We start from the raw sequence: 20,965 nt of genomic DNA, 5'->3' as shown, positions 1-20,965 counted from the left end.
GTTTTGAACGAATGGAACCTTTCGCGTGAACGCGCCCGAAACGATCGACCCGCCGAAGACGGGCATGCCGCGCGCCGGCGTCACCATGCTGCACCCGGCGGGCCGCCCGCTGAGCGACGACGAACTGGCCGCGCGCCGCCAGCGCTCGCGCCGCGCGACCTTCATCAAGTGGCTGCGCAAGGTGCACGGCTGGGTCGGGCTGTGGGGCGCGGTGCTCGGGCTGCTGTTCGGGGTGACCGGCGTGGTGCTGAATCACCGCGCGCCGCCGCTGAAGATTCCGACCGGCGAGCCGCAGGTCGAGGAGATGCAGGTCGCGCTGCCGGATCCGGTGCCGAAGACGCCCGCCGCGATGACGAAGTGGCTGCAGCAGGAACTGCATTTCGACGGCAAGCCCGGCCGCATGCGCAAGGAGCCGGCGCAGGCCGTCGCGTGGGGCGACAAGCGCGTGATGCAGCCCGAGCACTGGCAATTCGGCGTGTTCGGGCCGCACCAGAACCTGCAGGCCGAGTACTGGGTCGGCAACGGCTACGTGTCGGTGAAACGCACGGGCAACACGTTCCTGACGACGCTGAACAACCTGCATCGCGGCGTCGGGATGAACCTCGGCTGGGTGCTGCTGATGGATACGATCGCAGGTTCGTTGATCCTGCTGTCGCTGACGGGCGTGCTGCTGTGGACCGAGCTGAACAAGCGCCGCACGGTCGGCGTCGTGCTGGTGGTCGGTTCGGTTGCCGCCGCGCTGGCTGCCGGCCTGACCTGATCGACGATCGCGCCGGCCGGCGCCGGCGCCCGGCGCGAGCACGGCCGCCCGCCGCCGCGGGTCAGAGGCCGCAGGCCGCGCCGCCGTTCGCCGCGATTTCGCGCGCGGCCTTCGCGCCTTCGACCTGCAGGATCGTCGGCAGCGACACGTTGTTCTTCGCGGCGGTGATCTCGGCCAGGATCGAGATCGCGATTTCCGGCGGCGTCCGGCTGCCGATGTAGATGCCGGCCGGCCCGTGCAGCCGGGCCAGTTCCGCTTCGCTCAGGTCGAATTCGCGCAGCCGCTCGCGCCGCGCCGCGTTGTTGCGCCGCGAGCCGAGCGCGCCCACGTAGAACGCGGGCGTCTTCAGCGCCTCCATCAGCGCGAGATCGTCGAGCTTCGGGTCGTGCGTGAGCGCGATCACGGCCGAACGCGCATCGAGCTTCATGTCGAGCACCGTGTCGTCGGGCATCGAGTGCACGACGCGCGTGCCCGGCACGTCCCACGCATCCGTGTATTCGTCGCGCGGATCGCACACCGTCACCTGGTAGTCGAGCCCGACCGCGATCTGACACAGATAGCGCGACAACTGGCCGGCGCCGATCACGAGCATCCGGTAGCGCGGCCCGTGGATCGTCACGAGCCGTTCGCCGTCGAACGCGAGCCCGTCGGTCGCCTGCGCGGGCGACAGCGACGCGCGGCCGGTCGCGAGCGTCATCGTGCGCGTGACGAGGTGGCCGGCCTCGATCTGCGCGCACAGCGCGGCGATCCCGCTGTCGCGCGTGAGCGGTTCGAGCACCAGCTGGATCGTGCCGCCGCACGGCAGCCCGAAGCGGTGCGCTTCCTCGGCGGTCACGCCGTACTTGAGCGCTTCCGGGCGCGCATCGGCCGCGATGCCGCTCGCATGCACGCGGGCGATCAGGTCGTCCTCGATGCATCCGCCGGACACGGAGCCGACCACGAGGCCGTCCTCGCGCACCGCGAGCATCGCGCCTTCGGGGCGCGGCGACGAGCCCCACGTTTTCACGACCGTCACGAGCAGCACGCGCCGCCCTTCTTCGAGCCAGCGCGCGCTGGATTTCAGTACATCGAGATCGACGCTTTCCATCGTTTTTCCTGTTGCCGGACGGCCCGCCGCGCGGCGCCGTCGTTCGATGGCGGGATTATGAACCGCCCGGCGCGCGCGTGCAGGCGGCGCGCGGCTCGCGCGGGCAAATCCGGAGGATCGGGCAAGATTTCGCGACGATCGGACAGTGATCGCGCGGGCGCCGAGGGGGCGGGAGAGAAGGGGGCGTGCGGGGCCGGCAGCGGCCCCGCGCGGGAGGCGTCATCGCGCCATGACGGCGCTCAGTGCGCGTCGGGGTGGCCGTGCGCGAGCTTCGAGTGGTGCCGCGAGTACAGGAAGTAGATCACGAGGCCGATCACGAGCCAGATGGCGAACGCGGCCCACGTGACGGCCTGCAGATTCAGCATCAGGAACAGGCACGACGCGACCGCGAGGATCGGCACCACGGGCACGCCCGGGCAGCGGAACGCGCGCGGCAGCTCGGGGTGCGTGCGGCGCAGCACGAGCACGGCGATCGACACCATCGAGAACGCCGCGAGCGTGCCGATGTTGATCAGCTCGGCGAGCACGTTGAGCGGCACGAGCGCGGCGATCAGCCCGAAGAACAGGCCGACCAGCCAGGTGGTCAGGAACGGCGTCGCAAAGCGCGGATGCACGCGCGACAGCGTGGCCGGCAGCAGCCCGTCGCGCGACATCGCGAAGATCACGCGCGTCTGGCCGTAGCTCATCACGAGGATCACGGTCAGCATGCCGAGCACCGCGCCGAGATCGATGAAACCCGCGACCCACTTCTCGCCGGCGACCTGCAGCGCATACGAGATCGGGTGCGAGATGTTCGCGTACTCGGCCGACGGCACGATGCCGGTCGCGACCGCGGCGACCGTCACGTACAGCACCGCGCACACCGCGAGCGACGCGATGATGCCGATCGGCAGGTCGCGCTTCGGGTTCTTCACTTCCTCGGCCGCCGACGACACCGCGTCGAAGCCGATGAACGCGAAGAACATCACGGCCGCCGCGCCGAACACGCCGTTCCAGCCGTGCGGCATGAACGGCTGCCAGTTCGCGGGCGTTACGTGGAACAGGCCGACCGCGATCACGAGCAGCACGACCGACACCTTGATGAACACCATGATGTTGTTGATGCGGGTCGATTCGCGGATGCCGATCGACAGCAGCGTCGTGATCACGATCATCACGAGGAACGCGGGCAGGTTGAACCACGTGGTGACGCCCGGCACCGCGCCCGGCGCGGCCGTCAGCACGGCCGGCAGCGTGAGCCCGAAGCCCTGCAGCAGCGACTGCAGATAGCCCGACCAGCCGACCGACACGGCCGACGACGCGAGGCCGTACTCGAGCATCAGATCCCAGCCGATGATCCACGCCACCAGCTCGCCGAGCGTCGCGTACGAATACGTGTAGATCGAGCCGGCGACGGGGATCGTCGACGCGAACTCCGCGTACGACAGCGCGGCGAGGCCGCACGCGATCGCGGCGATCACGAACGACAGCATCAGCGCGGGGCCGGCCTGGACGGCGCCGGTGCCCGTCAGCACGAAGATGCCGGTGCCGATGATCGCGCCGATGCCGAGGAAGGTGAGGTCGATCGCGCCGAGCGCTTTCTTGAGCCCGGCGGCTTGCGCGCCGGCGATCATGCGATCGACGTTTTTCTTGCGGAAGAGAGACATTGCGGAGGAATCGCCGGCACGCGCGGGCACGGCGCGCCGATTGAGTGAAAACCCGTAATTTTAGCCGATTTGGCGTGCAAGCCCTGCTGCGGTGCAGCGGCGCGCCGCGGAATCGGCCGAGAAAACAAGCGCTTGCGTGCGCAACGGGCGCCAAGGCGCGGCGCGGCATGCGCCGCGCCGCCGGATCGGACGAATTCGAACTGGCCGGGGGATCAGGCGCCGGCCGTGGGCGCCATGTCGACGAGCTGGTTGCTCATCACGTAGAACGTGAGTTCCGCGTTGTTCGACAGCCGCATCTTCTCGAGCAGCCGCGACCGGTACACGCTCACCGTCTTCACCGACAGCGACAGCGTGTTCGCGATATCGGTGAGCCGCTTGCCCGACGCGAGCATGCAGAGCGTCTGGTATTCGCGGTCGGACAGCTTCTCGTGCGGCAGCGGCTCGTTCTCGAACGACACGTATTCGGCGAGCGCCTCGGCCATCGCGGGGCTCACGTACTTGCGGCCGGCCGCGACCTGCTGGATCGCGCCGATCATCTGCGCGGCGTTCACCGTCTTCGACAGGTAGCCGGACGCGCCTGCCTTCAGCGCGCGCACCGCGTACTGGTCCTCGCGGTACATCGAGAACATCAGCACCGGCGTGCGCGACAGCTTGCGCTTCAGGCGCTTGAGCAGCTCGATGCCGTTCGTGTCGGGCAGCGAGATGTCGAGCAGGATCACGTCGAATTCCTGCTTGTCGACGGCGGCCATCGCATCGCCGCCGTTCTCGGCCTCGGTCACGTCGCGCGCGACGCCGCGGTCGATCAGCAACTGGCGGATCCCTTGCCGGACGATCGCGTGATCGTCCACGAGCAGGATGTTCAGGCTCATCGCGGCCTCACGAAAGCGACGTGCGACGTGCCGCGACGGGCACCGCGAGCAGCGAATTCCACGCGAAGCGCGCGATGACGCGCGTGCCGCGGCCGGTTGCCGGCGTGGCCGTCTCGAAGCTGCCGCCGAACGCCTCGCAGCGCGCGCGCATGCCGGCGAGGCCGTAGCCGTTGCGGCGGCGCCGGGCGAAACCGGTCCCATCGTCGGTGACACTCAGCGACAGATGGGTGCCGTCGGTGACGATCCGGACGTCGACCGACGTCGCGCGGGCGTGCTTCGCGACGTTCGACAGCGCTTCCTGCGCGACGCGGAACACCGCGAGCGCACCGGCGCCGGCGATCTGCGTCAGGCGCGCGTCGGCCGCGCACACGAAGCTCGTGCGCAGGCCCGTGCGCGCCGCATGGGTGTCGATCCACGACGACAGCGCGCCGACCACGCCTGCGTCCAGCGCCGGCGTATCGCGTTCGTCGATGAGCCGGCGATTCGCGTCGGTCGCGGCATCGAGCGCCTGCTGCGCCAGCGCCAGCGCGCGCAGGCAGCCTTCCGGCGCGTCGGCCGGCAGCCACGTTTGAACGTTTGCGAGTGCGAAGCGGGCGGCGGTCAGTTCGGCGCCGAGCCCGTCGTGCAGCTCGCCGGCCAGATGGCGGCGGGCCGCTTCGTCGGCGGCCAGAAGCTGGGCGGAAAGGGCGGCGATCCGTGCGGCGGACGCGTCGCGTTTCGACGCGGCGTCGGCCATGGGCGGAGTAGCAGCGCAGCCAGGCATGCGCTGCCGTGACGGGAACGGGGCGTGGGCGCCCGAGGGCGCGTTAAGCGACGTATCCATGACTCTCCTGCTCTCAGAAAGCGGTTCAGACACCGGCTGGCTGCGTGCGCTGGCTGCCGTTTCGATGACGGTCGCCGCCAGAGAATCGCTCCATGCCGAGGTAACAAAAGTTACATCTTGTAACACATGCATCCGACCCTTCCATGCTCTTCCGAACGGCAACCACGCGCGCCGAATAATATCTCAAAACTACTGAAAACGTCATGTCGGGCGGACATTTAAGGGTAAATGTGAATAATCGGAATGAAGGTGTTGTAGGAAAAACACTGACATCCGACCACCGGGCGATGACGTATCCAAATGTAACTATTTGAGATGGAATGGTCCCAGTTTGTTACGAATTCGCCAAGTGGGGACGAAAAAAAACCGGAGCTTTTGCTCCGGTTCTTGATGACGCGCAATGAGGGCCTGTTCCCGTTATTGGCGGGAACGGCCCTGAGGGATCGGTCAATCCACGAACGCGCGCTCGATCACGTAGTGGCCCGGCGCGCTGTTCTTGCCTTCGACGAGGCCGGCCTGCTTCAGCAGCTCGGTCGTGTCCTTCAGCATCGCGGTGCTGCCGCACAGCATCACGCGGTCGTTTTCCGGCGAGAACGCGGGCACGCCGAGATCCGTGAACAGCTTGCCCGTCGCGATGAGGTCGGTGATCCGGCCTTCGTTGTCGAACGCTTCGCGCGTGACCGTCGGGTAGTAGACGAGCTTTTCCTTGATGATGTCGCCCAGGTACTCGTGGCCCGGCAGGTCGTGCTTGATGTAGTCCATGTACGCGAGCTCGCCCTTCAGGCGGCACGTGTGGGTCAGGATCACCTTGTCGAAGCGGTCGTAGATGTCCGGATCGCGGATGATCGACATGAACGGCGCGAGGCCCGTGCCCGTCGACAGCATCCACAGCGTCTTGCCCGGCAGCAGGTTGTCGGCGACCAGCGTGCCCGTCGGCTTCTTGCCGATCAGCACCGTGTCGCCCACCTTCAGGTGCTGCAGGCGCGACGTCAGCGGGCCGTTCTGCACCTTGATGCTGAAGAATTCGAGATGCTCTTCGTAGTTCGGGCTGACGATCGAGTAGGCGCGCGCGAGCGGCTTGCCGTCGACTTCGAGGCCGACCATCGTGAATTCGCCGTTGTTGAAGCGCAGACTCGGCTCGCGGGTGCAGGTGAAGCTGAAAAGCGTGTCGGTCCAGTGATGGACGGATTGGACGGTGGCGGTGTCGTATTTGCTCATGGCTTTGAAAACGGACGCGCGTAGCGGACGCGTGTAACGGGCCCAAAAACGGGCAAAAAACCGAGTGCGTCGGCCCGATCGCGGATCGGCCGGCCGGCGCGTCGGACACGCGCCTTCTCGATGACAGACGTTTGAGGAACTCGTTATTTTACCCTGCTTGGGGCAGATGCGGGCTTGACCCGCGCGGCCGCGCGGATTTGGCGCAACGCATCCTTTCAATGGGCTTTCGGCGATCGGCCGCGCTCGACCATGCGTTTCGCGCCGAGGCCGACACGTTCGGGCGGCGCCTTGACTGCAGCGCGCGGCCGCCGGCGCGTTACTGCGGATCGAGGCGCAGCCGCGCGATGTACGGCAGGTGGTCCGACAGCCAGGCGGCTTCGCCGGACGGCGCGCGCCATTCGAGCGGCGTCAGGCCGCGCACGAACATCTTGTCGAGCGCGAGCGCCGGCGAGAACGCGGGGAACGTGCGGCCCGATTCACCGAGCAGCGTCGCGACCTCGGACAGCCCAATCTCGCCGAACAGCGCGACCGAATCGTTGCGCCAGTCGTTGAAGTCGCCGGCGAGCATCAACGGGCCGTCGCCCGCGTTGCGCACGATCCAGTGCGCGATCCAGTGCATCTGGCGCAGCCGCGCGGCGCGCGTGAGCGCGAGGTGCGCGCACAGCAGCGTGACCGGGCGCGCGCCCGCGAGCGTCGCGCGCGCGACCAGCAGCCCGCGCCGCTCGAAGCGGTGCGCGGAGATGTCCCAGCGGCCGCCGAGGTCGAGCGGATGCGGCGACAGGATCGCGTTGCCGTGCCGCCACGACGGCTTGAACACGTTCGGCCCGAGCGCGATCTGCCAGTCGAGCGCCTGCGCGATCTCGGTGGCCTGGCAATGCCACACGTCGTCGACCGCGTCGTCCATCGGCGAGCCGAAGCCCGGGGCGAGCATCGGGCGCGGCATGCGGCGCGCCATCGCTTCCTGCAGGAAATACACGTCGGCATGCATCGACTGCATCCAGTCGCGCATCGCGTTCCACGCGGTGAAGCCGAGCGGCGAGCGGCCCTTGTGCAAGTTCCAGCTCACGGCGGTGATTTCATCGGGCGCGGCGTGCGGCTCGGCGAACGGCAGGGACAGGGCGTCGGCGGACATGACGCTCAATCCTTCGCGACGTGCGCACGCACGCGGTACACGAGATGCGGATGCTGCTCGACGAGCGTCCAGTCGGTCCATGCATCGCCCCCGACCGCCAGGCCGGGGTGGCTCGCGACGATCTGCCGCGGCGCCGCGGGCACGCACGCATCGCCATGCGTCGCATTGTCGTCGTCGAGCGTTTCCTGCACGTCGAGCCCGAGCGACACGGTGTGCGCGCTGGCGTCGACGGTGAGCGGGGCGACCGTCACCGAGCGCGAGCGCTCGGTCGGCACGACGCGCGCGGCATTGCCGCAGCCCACCGGCACGGAGGACGGATAGCGATGGGTATCGGTGCGGGACTGACCCACGGTGGTGTTTTGCTGGAACGTGTCGATCGTCTGACCGTCGCGCACCACCTGGATTTCCCATGCGACGACGGCCGGCGCGGGGCTCTGCGCATGGGCGGCGAGCACGATGCTCGCAAGCAGGACGGCCAGGCCGTGTTTCAGCATGAAACGTCTCCGGAAACGCGCGATAGCAGGGAACGGACGCACATCTTACGCCCGATCGATTTCGGCCGTGATGTGACAGGACGTGCCGCGGCAGGTTCGCAGCACGATGCGGTCCTGCCCGACAAGTGAGGCCGCGTCATGCGTTTTCAAGCGAAAAAGCGCGTGAACTCGGCGACGCTCGCGCGCTCGGTGACGAGGCGGTTCTCGATCGCGTCGGGGTCCGCATGGCCGAGCGCCATGCCGCAGACGAACTGCTCGTTGGCGGGAATGCCGAGGTGTTCGGCGACGATCCGGTGAAACGGCACGAACGCGGCCTGCGGGCAGGTGTCGAGGCCGCGGGCGCGCGCGGCCGTCATCACGCCCTGCAGGAACATCCCGCAGTCGAGCCACGCGCCCTGCGCCATGATGCGCTCGAGCGTGAAGAACAGCGCGACCGGCGCATCGAAGAAACGGAAATTGCGCGCGTGCTGCGCGTGCATGCGCGCCTTCTCGTCGCGGCGGATGTTCAACAGCCCGTACAGATCCCAGCCGACCTTGCGGCGCCGGTCGAGATACGGCGACACCCATTCGCGCGGATAGTAGTCGTATTCGGCGACGTATTTCTCGTCGCGCGCGGGATCGTCGTAGGCCGCGGTGAGCGCGGCCGCGAGTGCATCGCGCGTCGCGCCCGTGGCGACGTACACGCGCCACGGCTGGATGTTGGTGCCCGATGGCGCGCGGCTCGCGGCTTCGAGGATCGCCTCGATCGTGTCGCGCGGCACGGGCGTCGGCAGGAACGCGCGGACCGCGCGGCGCGACTTGAGCGCGGCGTCGACGGCATCGACCGCATCGACGCAACGGAGCGCGTCGGCGTCGACGCGCGGGGAAGCGGGGACGGACATCGGCAACCCTTCGGGCGAGGTGTCAGGCGAGGTGCGGGGCGGCATGCGCGCGGCGCGCGGCCGCCATCGGCGAGCCCCGCGCGAGCGTCGTGAATTTTCGATGATACGCCGCGGCGCGCGGCCGTGCAGCGTGCGCGCGCTGTTAGCAGCAGGCGCGCCCGGCTGCTTGCTTGCGCGGCGATGCGGGATCGCTACACTGAAATCGTAAGGGTCTGATGCGTGTATGACGGCAAGTGCAGCGAGGTGAGTATGACGACGGCGATGGTGAAACATGAACTGGCGGTGGCGTCCTTCAGCACGGTGTACGACCTCGAGCAGGTCGAGACGGCGCTGGGCGACCTGAACGAGAGCGCGAGCGACGCACTGCGCTCGACCTACGAGAAGATGCTCAAGACGGGGAATCTGCGTTTCTGCGTGAAGCCGAACCGGATGCCGTCGTTCGACGCGCTCGGCGAGGCGTTGCCGAATTTCGGCGAGCCGCTCGACGACGTGCGCAAGCAGATCGCGCTGTGCCTCGAAACGGACGACCGGCTCGAACTGATGCCGATCCTGCTGCTCGGGCCGCCCGGGATCGGCAAGACGCATTTCGCGAAGGCGCTCGCGCAGCTGCTCGGCACCGCGTATCACTACGTGCCGATGAGTTCTCTGACGGCCGGCTGGATCCTGTCGGGCGCGTCGTCGCAATGGAAGAACGCGAAGCCCGGCAAGGTGTTCGATGCGCTCGTGAACGGCAGCTACGCGAACCCGGTGATCGCCGTCGACGAGATCGACAAGGCCGGCAGCGATGCGCAATACGATCCGCTCGGCGCGCTGTACGCGTTGCTCGAGCACGACACCGCGCGCGCGTTCGTCGACGAATTCGCGGAAGTACCGATCAACGCGGGCAACGTGATCTGGATCGCGACCGCGAACGACGCGCAGGCGATTCCGGAGCCGCTGCTCAACCGGATGAACGTGTACGAGATCGCGCCGCCTGATGCGGCCGGCGCGCGCCGGATCGCGCAGACGATCTACGACGAGATCCGCACGTCGCATGCGTGGGGGCGGCGCTTCCCCGAGACGCTCGGCGACGATGCGCTCGACGTGCTGGCCGCGACGCCGCCGCGCACGATGCGCCGCGCGCTGCTGCACGCGTTCGGCGCCGCGCGGCTCGACGGCCGCGATGCGATCGGGCCGGCCGACATCCGCGCCGACGAAGGCGCGGCGAAGCGCCGGCCGATCGGCTTCTGACGCGGCCGGGCGCGCACGGCCGCGGCGCGCGCGCGTGGCGTTCGTGGCGCGCGCGCCCGCATCGTCGGCCTCGTCGCGATGCGCGGGCGTTCGGCAAGCGGGCGAACCGGGACGTACAATCGTCCTCTCTCCCTTCGACGCGCGAGCAGCGCGAAAAGCCATGGAGCAGACGGATTGTGTCGTGATCGGCGCGGGTGTCGTCGGTCTGGCGATTGCACGCGAACTGGCCGCGCGCGGGCGTGAAACGATCGTGCTCGAGGCGGCCGACGCGATCGGCACGGGCACGAGTTCGCGCAACAGCGAGGTGATTCACGCGGGGCTCTACTATCCGCGCGGGTCGCTGAAGGCGACGTCGTGTGTGCATGGGCGCGACCTGCTGTACGAGTTCTGCGACACGCATCACGTGCCGCACCGGCGCACCGGCAAGCTGCTCGTCGCGACGAGCGCCGCGCAGGTGAAGCAGTTGAAGGCGATCGCCGCGCGCGCGGCCGAAAACGGCGTGCTCGACCTGTTGCCGCTCACGCGCGCCGAGGCGCAGACGCTCGAGCCCGCGCTCGAATGCGTCGAGGCGCTGTTCTCGCCGTCGACCGGCATCGTCGACAGCCATCAACTGATGCTCGCGCTGCTGGGCGACGCGGAACGCGACGGCGCGGTATGCGCGCTGCACGCGCCGGTCGAATCGATCGACGTGCTGCGCGGCGGGCGCTTCGTCGTGCGCACCGGCGGCGCCGCGCCGGCCGAGATCGACGCCGCGTGCGTGATCAACAGCGCGGGGCTCGGCGCGCAGGCGCTCGCGCGCCGTACGCGCGGCCTCGATCCGCGCTGGGTGCCGCCGCTCTATCTCGCGCGCGGCAATTATTTCAGCCTGTCGGGCCGTGCGCCGTTCTCGCACCTGATCTACCCGATGCCCGAGCGCGCGGGGCTCGGCGTGCACCTGACGTTCGATCTCGGCGGGCAGGCGCGCTTCGGCCCGGACGTCGAGTGGTGCGATTCGCTGCGCTACGAAGTCGATCCGGCGCGCGCGGGGGCATTCTATGCGTCGATCCGCGCGTTCTGGCCGGGCCTGCCCGACGATGCGCTGCAGCCCGCGTACGCGGGCATCCGGCCGAAGCTCGCGGGGCCCGGCGAGCCGCCGGCCGACTTCATCGTGCAGGGCGCCGCGCAGCACGGCGTGCGCGGGCTCGTGAACCTGTTCGGCATCGAGTCGCCGGGGCTGACCGCGTCGCTCGCGCTCGCGCAGCGCGTGGGCGACATGGTGTCGCGGGTGTGACGCATGGCCCGCCGCCGCGCGGGCCGGCCGCGTGAAGCGCGTGTGAAGCCCGTGTGAAATCCCTTATCTCCGGCATTTCGGCGCGCACATTTATTCGCTTGAGCGTTATTCTGTTGGACGCCGTCGCCAGAACGGCTTTCAAACCGATAACGTTGGAGCGAGTCCCCCATGAAAACATCCCGTCGGAGTTTCCTGATCACGAGCATTGGTGCCGTGTCCGCGCTGGCGCTGTCGCGCGAAGCACTGGCCGATGCGCCGATGCTGTCGGAAACCGATCCGACCGCGGTGGCGCTCGGCTACAAGGCCGATGCCACGAAGGTCGACAAGACGAAGTACCCGAAATACGCCGCGGGCCAGGATTGCGCGGCCTGCATGCTGTACCAGGGCAAGAAGGGCTCGGCTTCGGGCCCGTGCGGCGCATTCCCCGGCAAGCAGGTGTCGGCGAAGGGCTGGTGCAGCGCCTTCTCGAAGATGGGTTGAGGCCCGTGCGGCATCGTGCGATGCCGCAATGCGGCGAAAACCACAAACGCCCGCCGTCGTTCGATGGCGGGCGTTTTTTTAATGCTTGAAAACGGTTCCGTCGCTTTCTACACTCGCTGCACACCAGCGCGCCGCGGCACCCCGCGCGCCGAACCGCCCGATACGGCGAATCCACGAGGACGAGGCACGCATGGCGACGATTGCGAATTCAACGAAAACGGCCCGGCCCGAGCGCGCGCTGAACCGGCGTGCCGTCGTGGCGGCCGTGATCGGCAATGCGCTCGAGTGGTACGACTTCACGGTGTTCGGCTTCATGACGGTCGTGATCGCCGAGCTGTTCTTCCCCACCTCCAGCGAATACTCGTCGCTGCTGCTCACCACCGCGACGTTCGGCGTCGCATTCTTCATGCGTCCGATCGGCGGCATCGTGTTCGGCCTGTACGCGGACCGCGCGGGCCGCAAGGCCGCGCTGTCGCTCGTGATCCTGCTGATGACGGCCGGCATCTTCCTGCTCGCGATCGCGCCGCCCTATGCGGCGATCGGCATCGGCGGCCCGCTTCTGATCGTGCTCGGCCGCCTGCTGCAGGGCTTCTCCGCGGGCGGCGAATTCGGCAGCGCGACGGCGCTGCTGATCGAGGCCGCGCCGTTCTCGAAACGCGGCTTTTACGGCAGTTGGCAGATGGCGAGCCAGGCGGCCGCGCTGCTGATCGGCGCGCTCGTCGGCGCGGCCGTCACGCGCGGGCTGTCGCCCGACGCGCTGCGCAGCTGGGGCTGGCGCGTGCCGTTCGTCCTCGGGCTCGTGATCGGCCCGATCGGCTTCTACATCCGCCGCCATCTCGCGGATTCCGAAGCATTCCTGCATGCGCAGCAAAGCGCGCGCCGCGCGACGCTCGGCGAAGTGTTCACGCGCCACCCGCGCGAGGTGCTGTGCGGGCTCGGCTCGGTGATCGCGCTCACCGTGACGATCTACGTGCTGATCAGCTATCTGCCGACGTTCGCGGTGAAGCAGCTGAAGCTGCCCTATGCGGAATCGTTCTACGCGGTGATCGCGGGCAACCTGCTGCTGATGGTGCTGTCGCCGGTCGCGGGCGCATGGTCGGACCGCATCGGCCGCAAGGGGCTGTCGTTGTGGTCGCTGGTGCTGACGCTCGCGCTGATGTATCCGCTGTTCGCGTGGCTCGACGCGGCGCCGAGCATCGGGCGGCTGATCGCGGTGCAGGCCGCGCTGTCGGTGACGCTCGCGGGCTACTACGGGCCGTTCGGCGCGATGATCGCCGAGCTGTTCCCGGCCAACGTGCGCTCGACCGGGCTGTCGATCGCGTACAACGTCGCGGTGATGCTGTTCGGCGGCTTCGGGCAGTTCATCGTCACGTGGCTGATCAAGGTCACGGGCACGCCGCTCGCGCCCACCTACTACGTGATGGCGGGCATCGCGCTGTCGATCGTCGCGGTCGCGTTCGTGCCCGCGCGCAGCGCCGACCTCGATGCGCCGGCGTGAGCGCGTGACGGATCGAATGCCGTCATTACATCGTTTCGCAAAACGCAACGATCGGCGGCCGAACGACGAGGACGCGTGTCGCACCTTCGTGTTCGCGTCCGGATTGTTTAGTCGCCGAACGAAACACGCTCGAAATGAACGGAATCGCCGCTCACGCGCGCTGTCGCATTTTTTACCCACACTAAACATCCGCAAAAACCCGGCGGGCGTCTAGAAGAGTTTTTTCTCCAGCTTGTTGCAGAATCGCTAGCTCAAGTAATATCCGCGTACGCCGGCTCCCTGGCGGGACCGGTTCCGATCTGGAGACCTGGAGGAAACATGGAATACAACCGTCTGTTGCACACCCTGCGTGTTACCGCCATGGCAGGCGTGGCAGCGGCATCGCTCGGCGTCGCGGGTTCTGCATTCGCACAGATCCCGAACAAAACGCTCGTCTACTGCTCAGAAGGCAGCCCGGCGGGTTTCGATTCCGCGCAATTCACGACCGGCGTCGATTTCACCGCCGCCACGTTCACCGTCTACAACCGCCTCGTCGAATTCGAGCGCGGCGGCACGAAGGTCGAGCCCGGCCTCGCCGAGAAGTGGGACGTCTCGTCCGACGGCAAGGTGTACACGTTCCACCTGCGCCATGGCGTGAAGTTCCACACGACCGACTTCTTCAAGCCGACGCGCGAATTCAATGCGGACGACGTGCTGTTCACGTTCCAGCGCATGCTCGACCCGAACAATGCGTTCCGCAAGGCGTACCCGGTGTCGTTCCCGTACTTCACCGACATGGGCCTCGACAAGCTGATCACGAAGATCGAGAAGGTCGATCCGTACACCGTGAAGTTCACGCTGGCCGAGCCGAACGCGCCGTTCATCCAGAACATGGCGATGGAGTTCGCGTCGATCCTGTCGGCCGAATACGGCGACCAGCTGATGAAGGCCGGCAAGGCCGCCGACATCAACCAGAAGCCGGTCGGCACGGGCCCGTTCATCTTCCGCAGCTATACGAAGGACGCGACGATCCGCTTCGACGGGAATCCTGATTACTGGAAGAAGGGCGAAGTGAAGCTGTCGAAGCTGATCTTCTCGATCACGCCGGACCCGGGCGTGCGCGTGCAGAAGATCAAGCGCAACGAATGCCAGGTGATGAGCTATCCGCGCCCGGCCGACATCGCGACGCTGAAGGCCGACTCGGGCATCGACATGCCGTCGCAGCCGGGCTTCAACCTCGGCTACCTCGCGTACAACGTCGAGCACAAGCCGGTCGACAAGCTCGAAGTGCGTCAGGCGCTCGACATGGCGATCAACAAGAAGGCGATCCTCGATTCGGTCTACCAGGGCGCCGGCCAGGCCGCGACCGCGCCGATGCCGCCGACCCAATGGTCGTACGACAAGAACCTGAAGATGGCCGCCTACGACACCGCGAAAGCGAAGGCGCTGCTCGCGAAGGCCGGCTTCCCGAACGGTTTCGAGATCACGCTGTGGGCGATGCCGGTGCAGCGCGCGTACAACCCGAACGCCCGCCTGATGGCCGAGATGATCCAGGCCGACTGGGCGAAGATCGGCGTGAAGGCGAAGATCGTCACGTACGAATGGGGCGAGTACATCAAGCGCGCGCACGCGGGCGAGCAGGACACGATGCTGATCGGCTGGACGGGCGACAACGGCGATCCGGACAACTGGCTCGGCACGCTGCTCGGCTGCGAGGCGATCAAGGGCAACAACTTCTCGCACTGGTGCTACAAGCCGTTCGACGAGCTGATCCAGAAGGGCCGCACGACGACGGGCCAGGATGCGCGCACGAAGCTCTACACGCAGGCGCAGCAGATCTTCGCGCAACAGCTGCCGTTCTCGCCGATCGCGAACTCGACGGTCTACCAGCCGGTGCGCAAGAACGTGGTCGACATGCGTATCGAGCCGCTCGGCTATGCGCGTTTCGACGGTGTCAGCGTGAAGTAACGGGGCTGGCGTAAGCTGTCGTCATTGAGAAAACCGGCTTGAAATCATCCGGCGGCGAGGGGCCAGAAGCCCCTCGTCGCCGGTCGCACATTTCCCACAAGAAAATACGAGACGCATCATGTTCAGATTCGTGTTGCGCCGCGTGGGGATGGTGATCCCGACCTTCATCGGCATCACCATCCTGGCGTTTGCGCTGATTCACCTGATACCGGGCGACCCCATCGAAGTGATGATGGGCGAGCGCGGCGTCGATCCCGCGATGCATGCGGAGGCGATGAAACGCCTCGGGCTCGACCAGCCGCTGCCGCTGCAGTATCTGCACTACATCGGCCGGGCGCTGCACGGCGACCTCGGCATGTCGATCATCACCAACACGAGCGTCGCGGGCGAATTCTTCGCGCGCTTCCCGGCGACCGTCGAACTGTCGCTGTGCGCGCTCGTGTTCGCCCTCGCGGTCGGGCTGCCGGCCGGCGTGATCGCCGCGCTGCGGCGCGGCTCGGTCATCGATCACGGCGTGATGGGCACCGCGCTCACCGGCTATTCGATGCCGATCTTCTGGTGGGGGCTGATCCTCATCATGGTGTTTTCGTCGACTCTCGGCTGGACGCCCGTGTCGGGGCGCATCGCGGTCGAATACGATTTCCCGCACCCGACCGGCTTCATGCTGATCGACGCGCTGCTCGCGCCGGACGAAGGCGCGTTCAAGTCGGCGGTGAGCCACCTGATCCTGCCCGCGATCGTGCTCGGCACGATCCCGCTCGCGGTGATCGCGCGGATGACGCGCTCGTCGATGCTCGAAGTGCTGCGCGAGGACTACATCCGCACGGCTCGCGCGAAGGGGCTGTCGCCCGTGCGCGTGGTCGTCGTGCATGCGCTGCGCAATGCGCTGATTCCGGTCGTCACCGTGATCGGCCTGCAGATCGGCACGCTGCTTGCTGGCGCCGTGCTGACCGAGACGCTCTTTTCGTGGCCCGGCGTCGGCAAGTGGCTGATCGATGCGATCGGCCGCCGCGACTATCCGGTCGTCCAGGGCGGCATCCTGCTGATCGCGACGCTCGTGATCGTCGTGAACCTGGTCGTCGACCTGCTGTACGGCGTGCTGAATCCGCGCATCCGCCACACGAGGTAATTCCATGAGCAATCTGCAAAATACCCTGCCGACCGAATCCGCGCCGGCCGGCGGCCGTGCGCTCGCGCTGCGCGAGTTCTGGGCCAACTTCTCGCGCAACCGCGGCGCCGTCGGCGCGGGCATCGTCGTGATCGTGCTGATCGCAGTCGCGCTGCTCGCACCGCTGATCGCGCCGCACAGCCCGGTCGAGCAATATCGCGACTACGTGAAGATCCCGCCCGCGTGGCTCGCCGGCGGCAACTGGCAATTCATCCTCGGCACCGACGAAGCGGGCCGCGACATCCTTTCGCGGCTGATGTTCGGCGCGCGGATGTCGTTCTGGATCGGCTTCGTGTCGGTCGTGCTCGCGCTGATTCCCGGCATCGTGCTCGGGCTCGTCGCCGCGTTCTTCCAGAAATGGGCCGACACGCCGGTGATGCGCATCATGGACGTGCTGCTCGCGCTGCCGTCGCTGCTGCTCGCGGTCGCGGTCGTCGCGATCATCGGCCCGGGCCTCACCAACACGATGTTCGCGATCGCGATCGTCGCGCTGCCGGCCTACGTGCGCCTCACGCGCGCGTCGGCGCTCGGCGAGCTGCAGAAGGAATACGTGACCGCGTCGCGCGTGGCCGGCGCCGGCACGCTGCGCCTGATGTTCTCGCAGGTGCTGCCGAACTGCACGGCGCCGCTGATCGTGCAGGCGACGCTCGGCTTCTCGTCGGCGATTCTCGATGCGGCCGCGCTCGGCTTTCTCGGCCTCGGCGTGCAGCCGCCGACCGCCGAGTGGGGCGCGATGCTGGCCTCCGCGCGCGACTACATCGACAACGCATGGTGGATCGTGACGATGCCCGGCCTGTCGATCCTGATTTCGGTGCTCGCGATCAACCTGCTCGGCGACGGGCTGCGCGACGCGCTCGATCCCAAACTGAAACGGATGGCGTGAACATGAGCAGCCAGAATCTTCTGACCATCCGCAATCTCGCGGTGAATTTCAACGGCCTGCCCGCGGTCGACCGGATCAACCTGTCGGTCGCGCCGGGCGAGGTGGTGGGCGTCGTCGGCGAATCGGGCTCGGGCAAGAGCGTGACGATGATGGCGCTGATGGGCCTGATCGACGCGCCCGGCAAGGTGACGGCCGACGAGGTCACGTTCAACGGCGTGGATCTCCTGAAGGCGTCGCCGAAGGCGCGCCGCAGGATCGTCGGCAAGGACATCGCGATGGTGTTCCAGGACGCGCTGACGAGCCTGAACCCGAGCTACACGGTCGGCTACCAGATCAAGGAAGTGCTGAAGCTGCACGAAGGGCTGCGCGGCGACGCGCTGCACCGGCGCGCGCTCGAGCTGCTCGACCAGGTCGGCATTCCCGATGCGAAGAACCGCATCGCGTCGTTCCCGCACCAGATGTCGGGCGGGATGAACCAGCGCGTGATGATCGCGATGGCCGTCGCGTGCAACCCGAAGCTGCTGATCGCCGACGAGCCGACCACCGCGCTCGACGTGACGATCCAGGCGCAGATCATGGATCTGCTCGTGAAGCTGCAGAAGGAACGCGGGATGGCGCTCGTGCTGATCTCGCACGATCTGGCCGTGGTGTCGGAGGTCGCGCATCGCGTCGCGGTGATGTACGCGGGCGAGATCATCGAGACCAACCGCGTGCCCGACATCTTCCGCGCGCCGCATCATCCGTACACCGAAGCGCTGCTCGCGGCGATTCCCGAGCACAATCAGGGGGCGCGTCGCCTTGCCGCATTGCCCGGCATGGTGCCGGGCCGCGATGATCGCCCGTCCGGGTGCCTGTTCGCGCCGCGCTGCAAGTACGTCGTCGACGATTGCCGCAAGGCGCGGCCGGCGCTCGACACGCTGGTGCCGGCCAACGATGCGATGCGCGCGCGCTGCATCAAGCCGCTCAATGTTTCCAACCTCGACCTGACGGCTTTGCATGGGGCCGGAGTAAGCGCTAAAGCGCAAACTCCGGTCGACAGGAGTTCACGATGAATGTAAATCAAGAAGTCCGTGCCACGCCGCACGACGAGGAAGCGGTACTGGTGGCCGACGGCCTCGCGAAGCACTACACGGTGAAGCGCGGGATGTTCGGCCAGGGCACGGTGAAGGCGCTGAACGGCGTGTCGTTCTCGCTCAAGCGCGGCAAGACGCTTGCCGTCGTCGGCGAGTCGGGCTGCGGGAAGTCGACGCTCGCGCGCCAGCTCACGATGATCGAGGCGCCCACCGCGGGCAGCCTCGTGATCGACGGCAAGAACGTGGCCGGCGCGAGCCGCGACACGGTCGCCGACCTGCGCCGCCGCGTGCAGATGGTGTTCCAGAATCCGTTCGCGTCGCTGAACCCGCGCAAGACCGTCGAGCAGACGCTTGCCGAGCCGCTCGAGATCAACGCGAACCTGACGGCCGCCGAGCGCGCCGCGCGCGTCGCGCAGATCATGCGCACGGTCGGCCTGCGGCCCGAGCACGCGAAGCGCTATCCGCACATGTTCTCCGGCGGCCAGCGCCAGCGGGTCGCGATCGCGCGCGCGATGATCCTCGATCCGCGCATCGTCGTCGCCGACGAGCCGGTGTCCGCGCTCGACGTGTCGATCCAGGCGCAGATCCTGAACCTGTTCATGGATCTGCAGGAGCAGTTCAAGACGAGCTACGTGTTCATCTCGCACAACCTGTCGGTGGTCGAGCACGTCGCGGACGACGTGATGGTCATGTACTTCGGCAGCGTCGCCGAGCTCGGCGACAAGGCGACGATCTACGCACGGCCGCGCCATCCGTACACGCAGGCGCTGATGTCGGCGACGCCGGCGATCTTCGAGGAAGACCGCCGCGTGCAGATCAAGCTGCAGGGCGAACTGCCGTCGCCGCTCAATCCGCCGTCGGGCTGCGCGTTCCATCAGCGCTGCCCGTACGCGATCGAGCGGTGCCGCGTCGAGGAGCCGCAACTGCGCGAAGTGGACGGCCGGCGCGTGGCCTGCCATCGCGCCGAGGAAGTCGGGGAGGCGAATGCCTGAAGCGTTGGCGGCGCGCGTGTCCGGCGCGCGCCGTGCGGGGGCAGGCGGCGCGCGCGCAATGCGCGCGTACCGCGACGCGCGGCGCTGGAGCGTGCGTACCGTCACGGGCGCGGCGCTGGCCGGCGCGTGCGTGGCGGCCAGCGTCGTGGCCCCCGTCGAACCGGCGCGTGCCGAAGGGCGTGCGCCGGCGACCGCGCCGATTCGTCCGTCGCAGGTTCCGCCGCCCGGCATGAGCCTGCCGGGCTTCCATGCGCCGGCCGTGTCCGACGGCACGGTGTCGCGCGGCACCGTGCGCGTGCAGCCGGCGCGCATGCCGTTCTACGTCGCGACCAGGGGCAAGGTCACGCTCTACGTGCTCGGCACGCTGCACACGGGCGATCCGTCCGACTACCCGAGCGCGCAGCCGTTCCGGCCGCCCATCCTCGCGGCGCTCGCCGCGTCGCCGACGCTCGCGCTCGAGCTGTCGCCCGACGATCTGCTCGAATCGCAGGACGACGTGTCGAAGTACGGCGTGTGCCGCTATCCGTGCCTGCAGCGCCTGCTGCCCGAGCCGCTGTGGCAGCGGCTCGCGGCGCGCCTGCGCGGCAACCCGGCCGCGCTCGCCGAGATCCGCAAGATGCGGCCGTGGCTCGCGGCGCTCGTCGTCGAGACCTACGATTCGCTGTCGGCCGGCCTGCAGACCGAATACGGCACCGAGGCGCAGCTGCAGAACGTGTTCCTGAGGAAGAAGGGCGGCCGCGTGATCGGGCTCGAGACGCTCGCCGAGCAGATGCGCGCGTTCACCGGGCTGACGCTCGCGGAGCAGCGCGAGATGCTCGCGCAGGACATGGTGCAGACGCCCGCGCAGAACGCCGACGACATCAGGGCGCTGCACCGGCTGTGGCGAATTGGCGACGCCGATGCGATCTCGGCGTGGGCCGTCGCGAAGAGCGAACGGCTCGCGCGTTCGAAGGCGTTGTCGGCGTCGCTCGACAACAAGATCGTGTACGAGCGCAACCGGCGCTTCGTTGCACGGATGACGGCAATCGCCGCGCCGAACCGGCCGCTGTTCGTCGCGATCGGCGCGCTGCATCTGGGCGGCCCGCGCGGCGTGCTCGAATTGTTGCGCCAGCAAGGATACCGGGTCGACGCGAACTGATCGCGCCCGGCTGCCCGCCCTGATCATCCCCTGTTTGATCGACGACTCGCGCGCCGCGCGACGCGCCTGCGCGGTGGCGCCGGTCGATAAGGAAAACCCTTGAATCGTCGGAAAATAGCGTTTAAAACGATTGACATCCCGTTCGGCCGATCTCTATTCTTCATCCCACAAGTTGAAAAAATGAAAAGAATAGATAAGTTCTACGGGGTAGCACAAATAAAGCGCGGGGTGAGCGTCGCCGGCACGTGAAGCACGTGCCGGCCGCGGAGAGTCTGCATGCACGGCGGGGCCAACGTCGTCTACAACACATGCATGCGGGCCGACTTGCACATAAGCGACGTTCCGTCGTCTGACCGGGGAAGGCAGTGATCGGGCG

The 20,965-nt window shown here is 67.7% G+C and carries 19 protein-coding genes; 11 read left to right on the top strand and 8 right to left on the bottom strand.

The genetic code is table 11. The features are described from left to right. The first annotated feature begins 25 nt into the window (after positions 1-25). Positions 26-760 carry a PepSY-associated TM helix domain-containing protein gene (locus CFB52_RS16045; RefSeq protein WP_099316906.1) on the top strand — a complete coding sequence of 245 codons (735 nt, stop codon included), beginning with the start codon at positions 26-28 and terminating at the stop codon, positions 758-760. A 61-nt stretch (positions 761-821) separates the two neighbouring features. On the opposite strand, the gene CFB52_RS16040 is transcribed toward CFB52_RS16045, so the two are convergent. From CFB52_RS16040 to CFB52_RS16005, 8 genes are all read right to left on the bottom strand, one after another. Beyond that, positions 822-1,847, bottom strand: a complete 1,026-nt coding sequence (locus CFB52_RS16040; protein ID WP_059642502.1) for an XdhC family protein — start codon at positions 1,845-1,847, stop codon at positions 822-824. Between the two features lie 239 nt (positions 1,848-2,086). Further along, positions 2,087-3,493: an amino acid permease gene (locus CFB52_RS16035; RefSeq protein WP_059583949.1), complete on the bottom strand. Its 1,407-nt coding sequence runs from the start codon at positions 3,491-3,493 to the stop codon at positions 2,087-2,089. Positions 3,494-3,705: 212 nt separating this feature from the next. Then, positions 3,706-4,362, bottom strand: a complete 657-nt coding sequence (gene rqpR / locus CFB52_RS16030; RefSeq protein ID WP_059583947.1) for a response regulator transcription factor RqpR — start codon at positions 4,360-4,362, stop codon at positions 3,706-3,708. A 7-nt stretch (positions 4,363-4,369) separates the two neighbouring features. Beyond that, the gene (rqpS, locus tag CFB52_RS16025; RefSeq protein ID WP_099316905.1) at positions 4,370-5,185 is read right to left on the bottom strand and encodes a quorum system sensor histidine kinase RqpS; all 816 of its coding nucleotides are present in this window, start codon (positions 5,183-5,185) and stop codon (positions 4,370-4,372) included. Between the two features lie 447 nt (positions 5,186-5,632). Further along, entirely contained in the window at positions 5,633-6,403 is a 771-nt protein-coding gene (locus tag CFB52_RS16020; protein WP_059583944.1) for a ferredoxin--NADP reductase, read from the bottom strand. Positions 6,404-6,719: 316 nt separating this feature from the next. Further along, the gene (locus tag CFB52_RS16015) at positions 6,720-7,535 is read right to left on the bottom strand and encodes an endonuclease/exonuclease/phosphatase family protein (protein WP_059642498.1); all 816 of its coding nucleotides are present in this window, start codon (positions 7,533-7,535) and stop codon (positions 6,720-6,722) included. A gap of 5 nt (positions 7,536-7,540) precedes the next feature. Further along, on the bottom strand, positions 7,541-8,029 hold the full coding sequence (locus CFB52_RS16010; protein ID WP_099316904.1) for a hypothetical protein: 489 nt from the start codon (positions 8,027-8,029) through the stop codon (positions 7,541-7,543). Positions 8,030-8,175: 146 nt separating this feature from the next. Continuing rightward, entirely contained in the window at positions 8,176-8,910 is a 735-nt protein-coding gene (locus CFB52_RS16005) for a nitroreductase (RefSeq protein ID WP_059584035.1), read from the bottom strand. A gap of 249 nt (positions 8,911-9,159) precedes the next feature. On the opposite strand from CFB52_RS16005, the gene CFB52_RS16000 reads away from it, so the two are divergent. The 10 genes from CFB52_RS16000 to CFB52_RS15955 all read left to right on the top strand — a co-directional run bounded on the left by CFB52_RS16000 (position 9,160) and on the right by CFB52_RS15955 (position 20,589). Continuing rightward, positions 9,160-10,140 carry an AAA family ATPase gene (locus CFB52_RS16000; RefSeq protein WP_059584034.1) on the top strand — a complete coding sequence of 327 codons (981 nt, stop codon included), beginning with the start codon at positions 9,160-9,162 and terminating at the stop codon, positions 10,138-10,140. Positions 10,141-10,300: 160 nt separating this feature from the next. Then, a complete protein-coding gene (locus CFB52_RS15995) occupies positions 10,301-11,410 on the top strand; it encodes an NAD(P)/FAD-dependent oxidoreductase (protein ID WP_099316903.1) in 1,110 nt (369 codons plus the stop codon). Positions 11,411-11,578: 168 nt separating this feature from the next. After that, positions 11,579-11,890: a high-potential iron-sulfur protein gene (locus CFB52_RS15990; RefSeq protein WP_021163765.1), complete on the top strand. Its 312-nt coding sequence runs from the start codon at positions 11,579-11,581 to the stop codon at positions 11,888-11,890. Positions 11,891-12,080: 190 nt separating this feature from the next. After that, positions 12,081-13,388 (top strand): MFS transporter, encoded by a 1,308-nt coding sequence (locus CFB52_RS15985; RefSeq protein ID WP_099316902.1) that lies wholly within the window; start codon positions 12,081-12,083, stop codon positions 13,386-13,388. Positions 13,389-13,706: 318 nt separating this feature from the next. Then, positions 13,707-15,335, top strand: coding sequence for an ABC transporter substrate-binding protein (locus CFB52_RS15980; RefSeq protein WP_059583936.1), 1,629 nt, complete (start codon positions 13,707-13,709; stop codon positions 15,333-15,335). Positions 15,336-15,453: 118 nt separating this feature from the next. Then, positions 15,454-16,464 carry an ABC transporter permease subunit gene (locus CFB52_RS15975; RefSeq protein ID WP_059583935.1) on the top strand — a complete coding sequence of 337 codons (1,011 nt, stop codon included), beginning with the start codon at positions 15,454-15,456 and terminating at the stop codon, positions 16,462-16,464. A 4-nt stretch (positions 16,465-16,468) separates the two neighbouring features. Further along, positions 16,469-17,386, top strand: a complete 918-nt coding sequence (locus CFB52_RS15970) for an ABC transporter permease subunit (protein WP_006489141.1) — start codon at positions 16,469-16,471, stop codon at positions 17,384-17,386. Positions 17,387-17,388: 2 nt separating this feature from the next. Further along, positions 17,389-18,438 (top strand): ABC transporter ATP-binding protein, encoded by a 1,050-nt coding sequence (locus CFB52_RS15965; protein WP_099316901.1) that lies wholly within the window; start codon positions 17,389-17,391, stop codon positions 18,436-18,438. After that, entirely contained in the window at positions 18,435-19,451 is a 1,017-nt protein-coding gene (locus CFB52_RS15960; RefSeq protein ID WP_059642483.1) for a peptide ABC transporter ATP-binding protein, read from the top strand. Before CFB52_RS15965 ends, CFB52_RS15960 begins: the two co-directional genes overlap by 4 nt. Further along, the gene (locus CFB52_RS15955) at positions 19,444-20,589 is read left to right on the top strand and encodes a TraB/GumN family protein (RefSeq protein WP_099316900.1); all 1,146 of its coding nucleotides are present in this window, start codon (positions 19,444-19,446) and stop codon (positions 20,587-20,589) included. The genes CFB52_RS15960 and CFB52_RS15955 overlap by 8 nt, the downstream gene beginning before the upstream one ends. Positions 20,590-20,965 lie beyond the last annotated feature (376 nt).

The organism is Burkholderia sp. AU18528, from assembly GCF_002223215.2.
Taxonomy (GTDB): domain Bacteria; phylum Pseudomonadota; class Gammaproteobacteria; order Burkholderiales; family Burkholderiaceae; genus Burkholderia; species Burkholderia semiarida.
The sequence above is the reverse complement of the archived record's forward strand: the minus strand, read 5'-3'. Positions and strand labels throughout refer to the sequence as shown.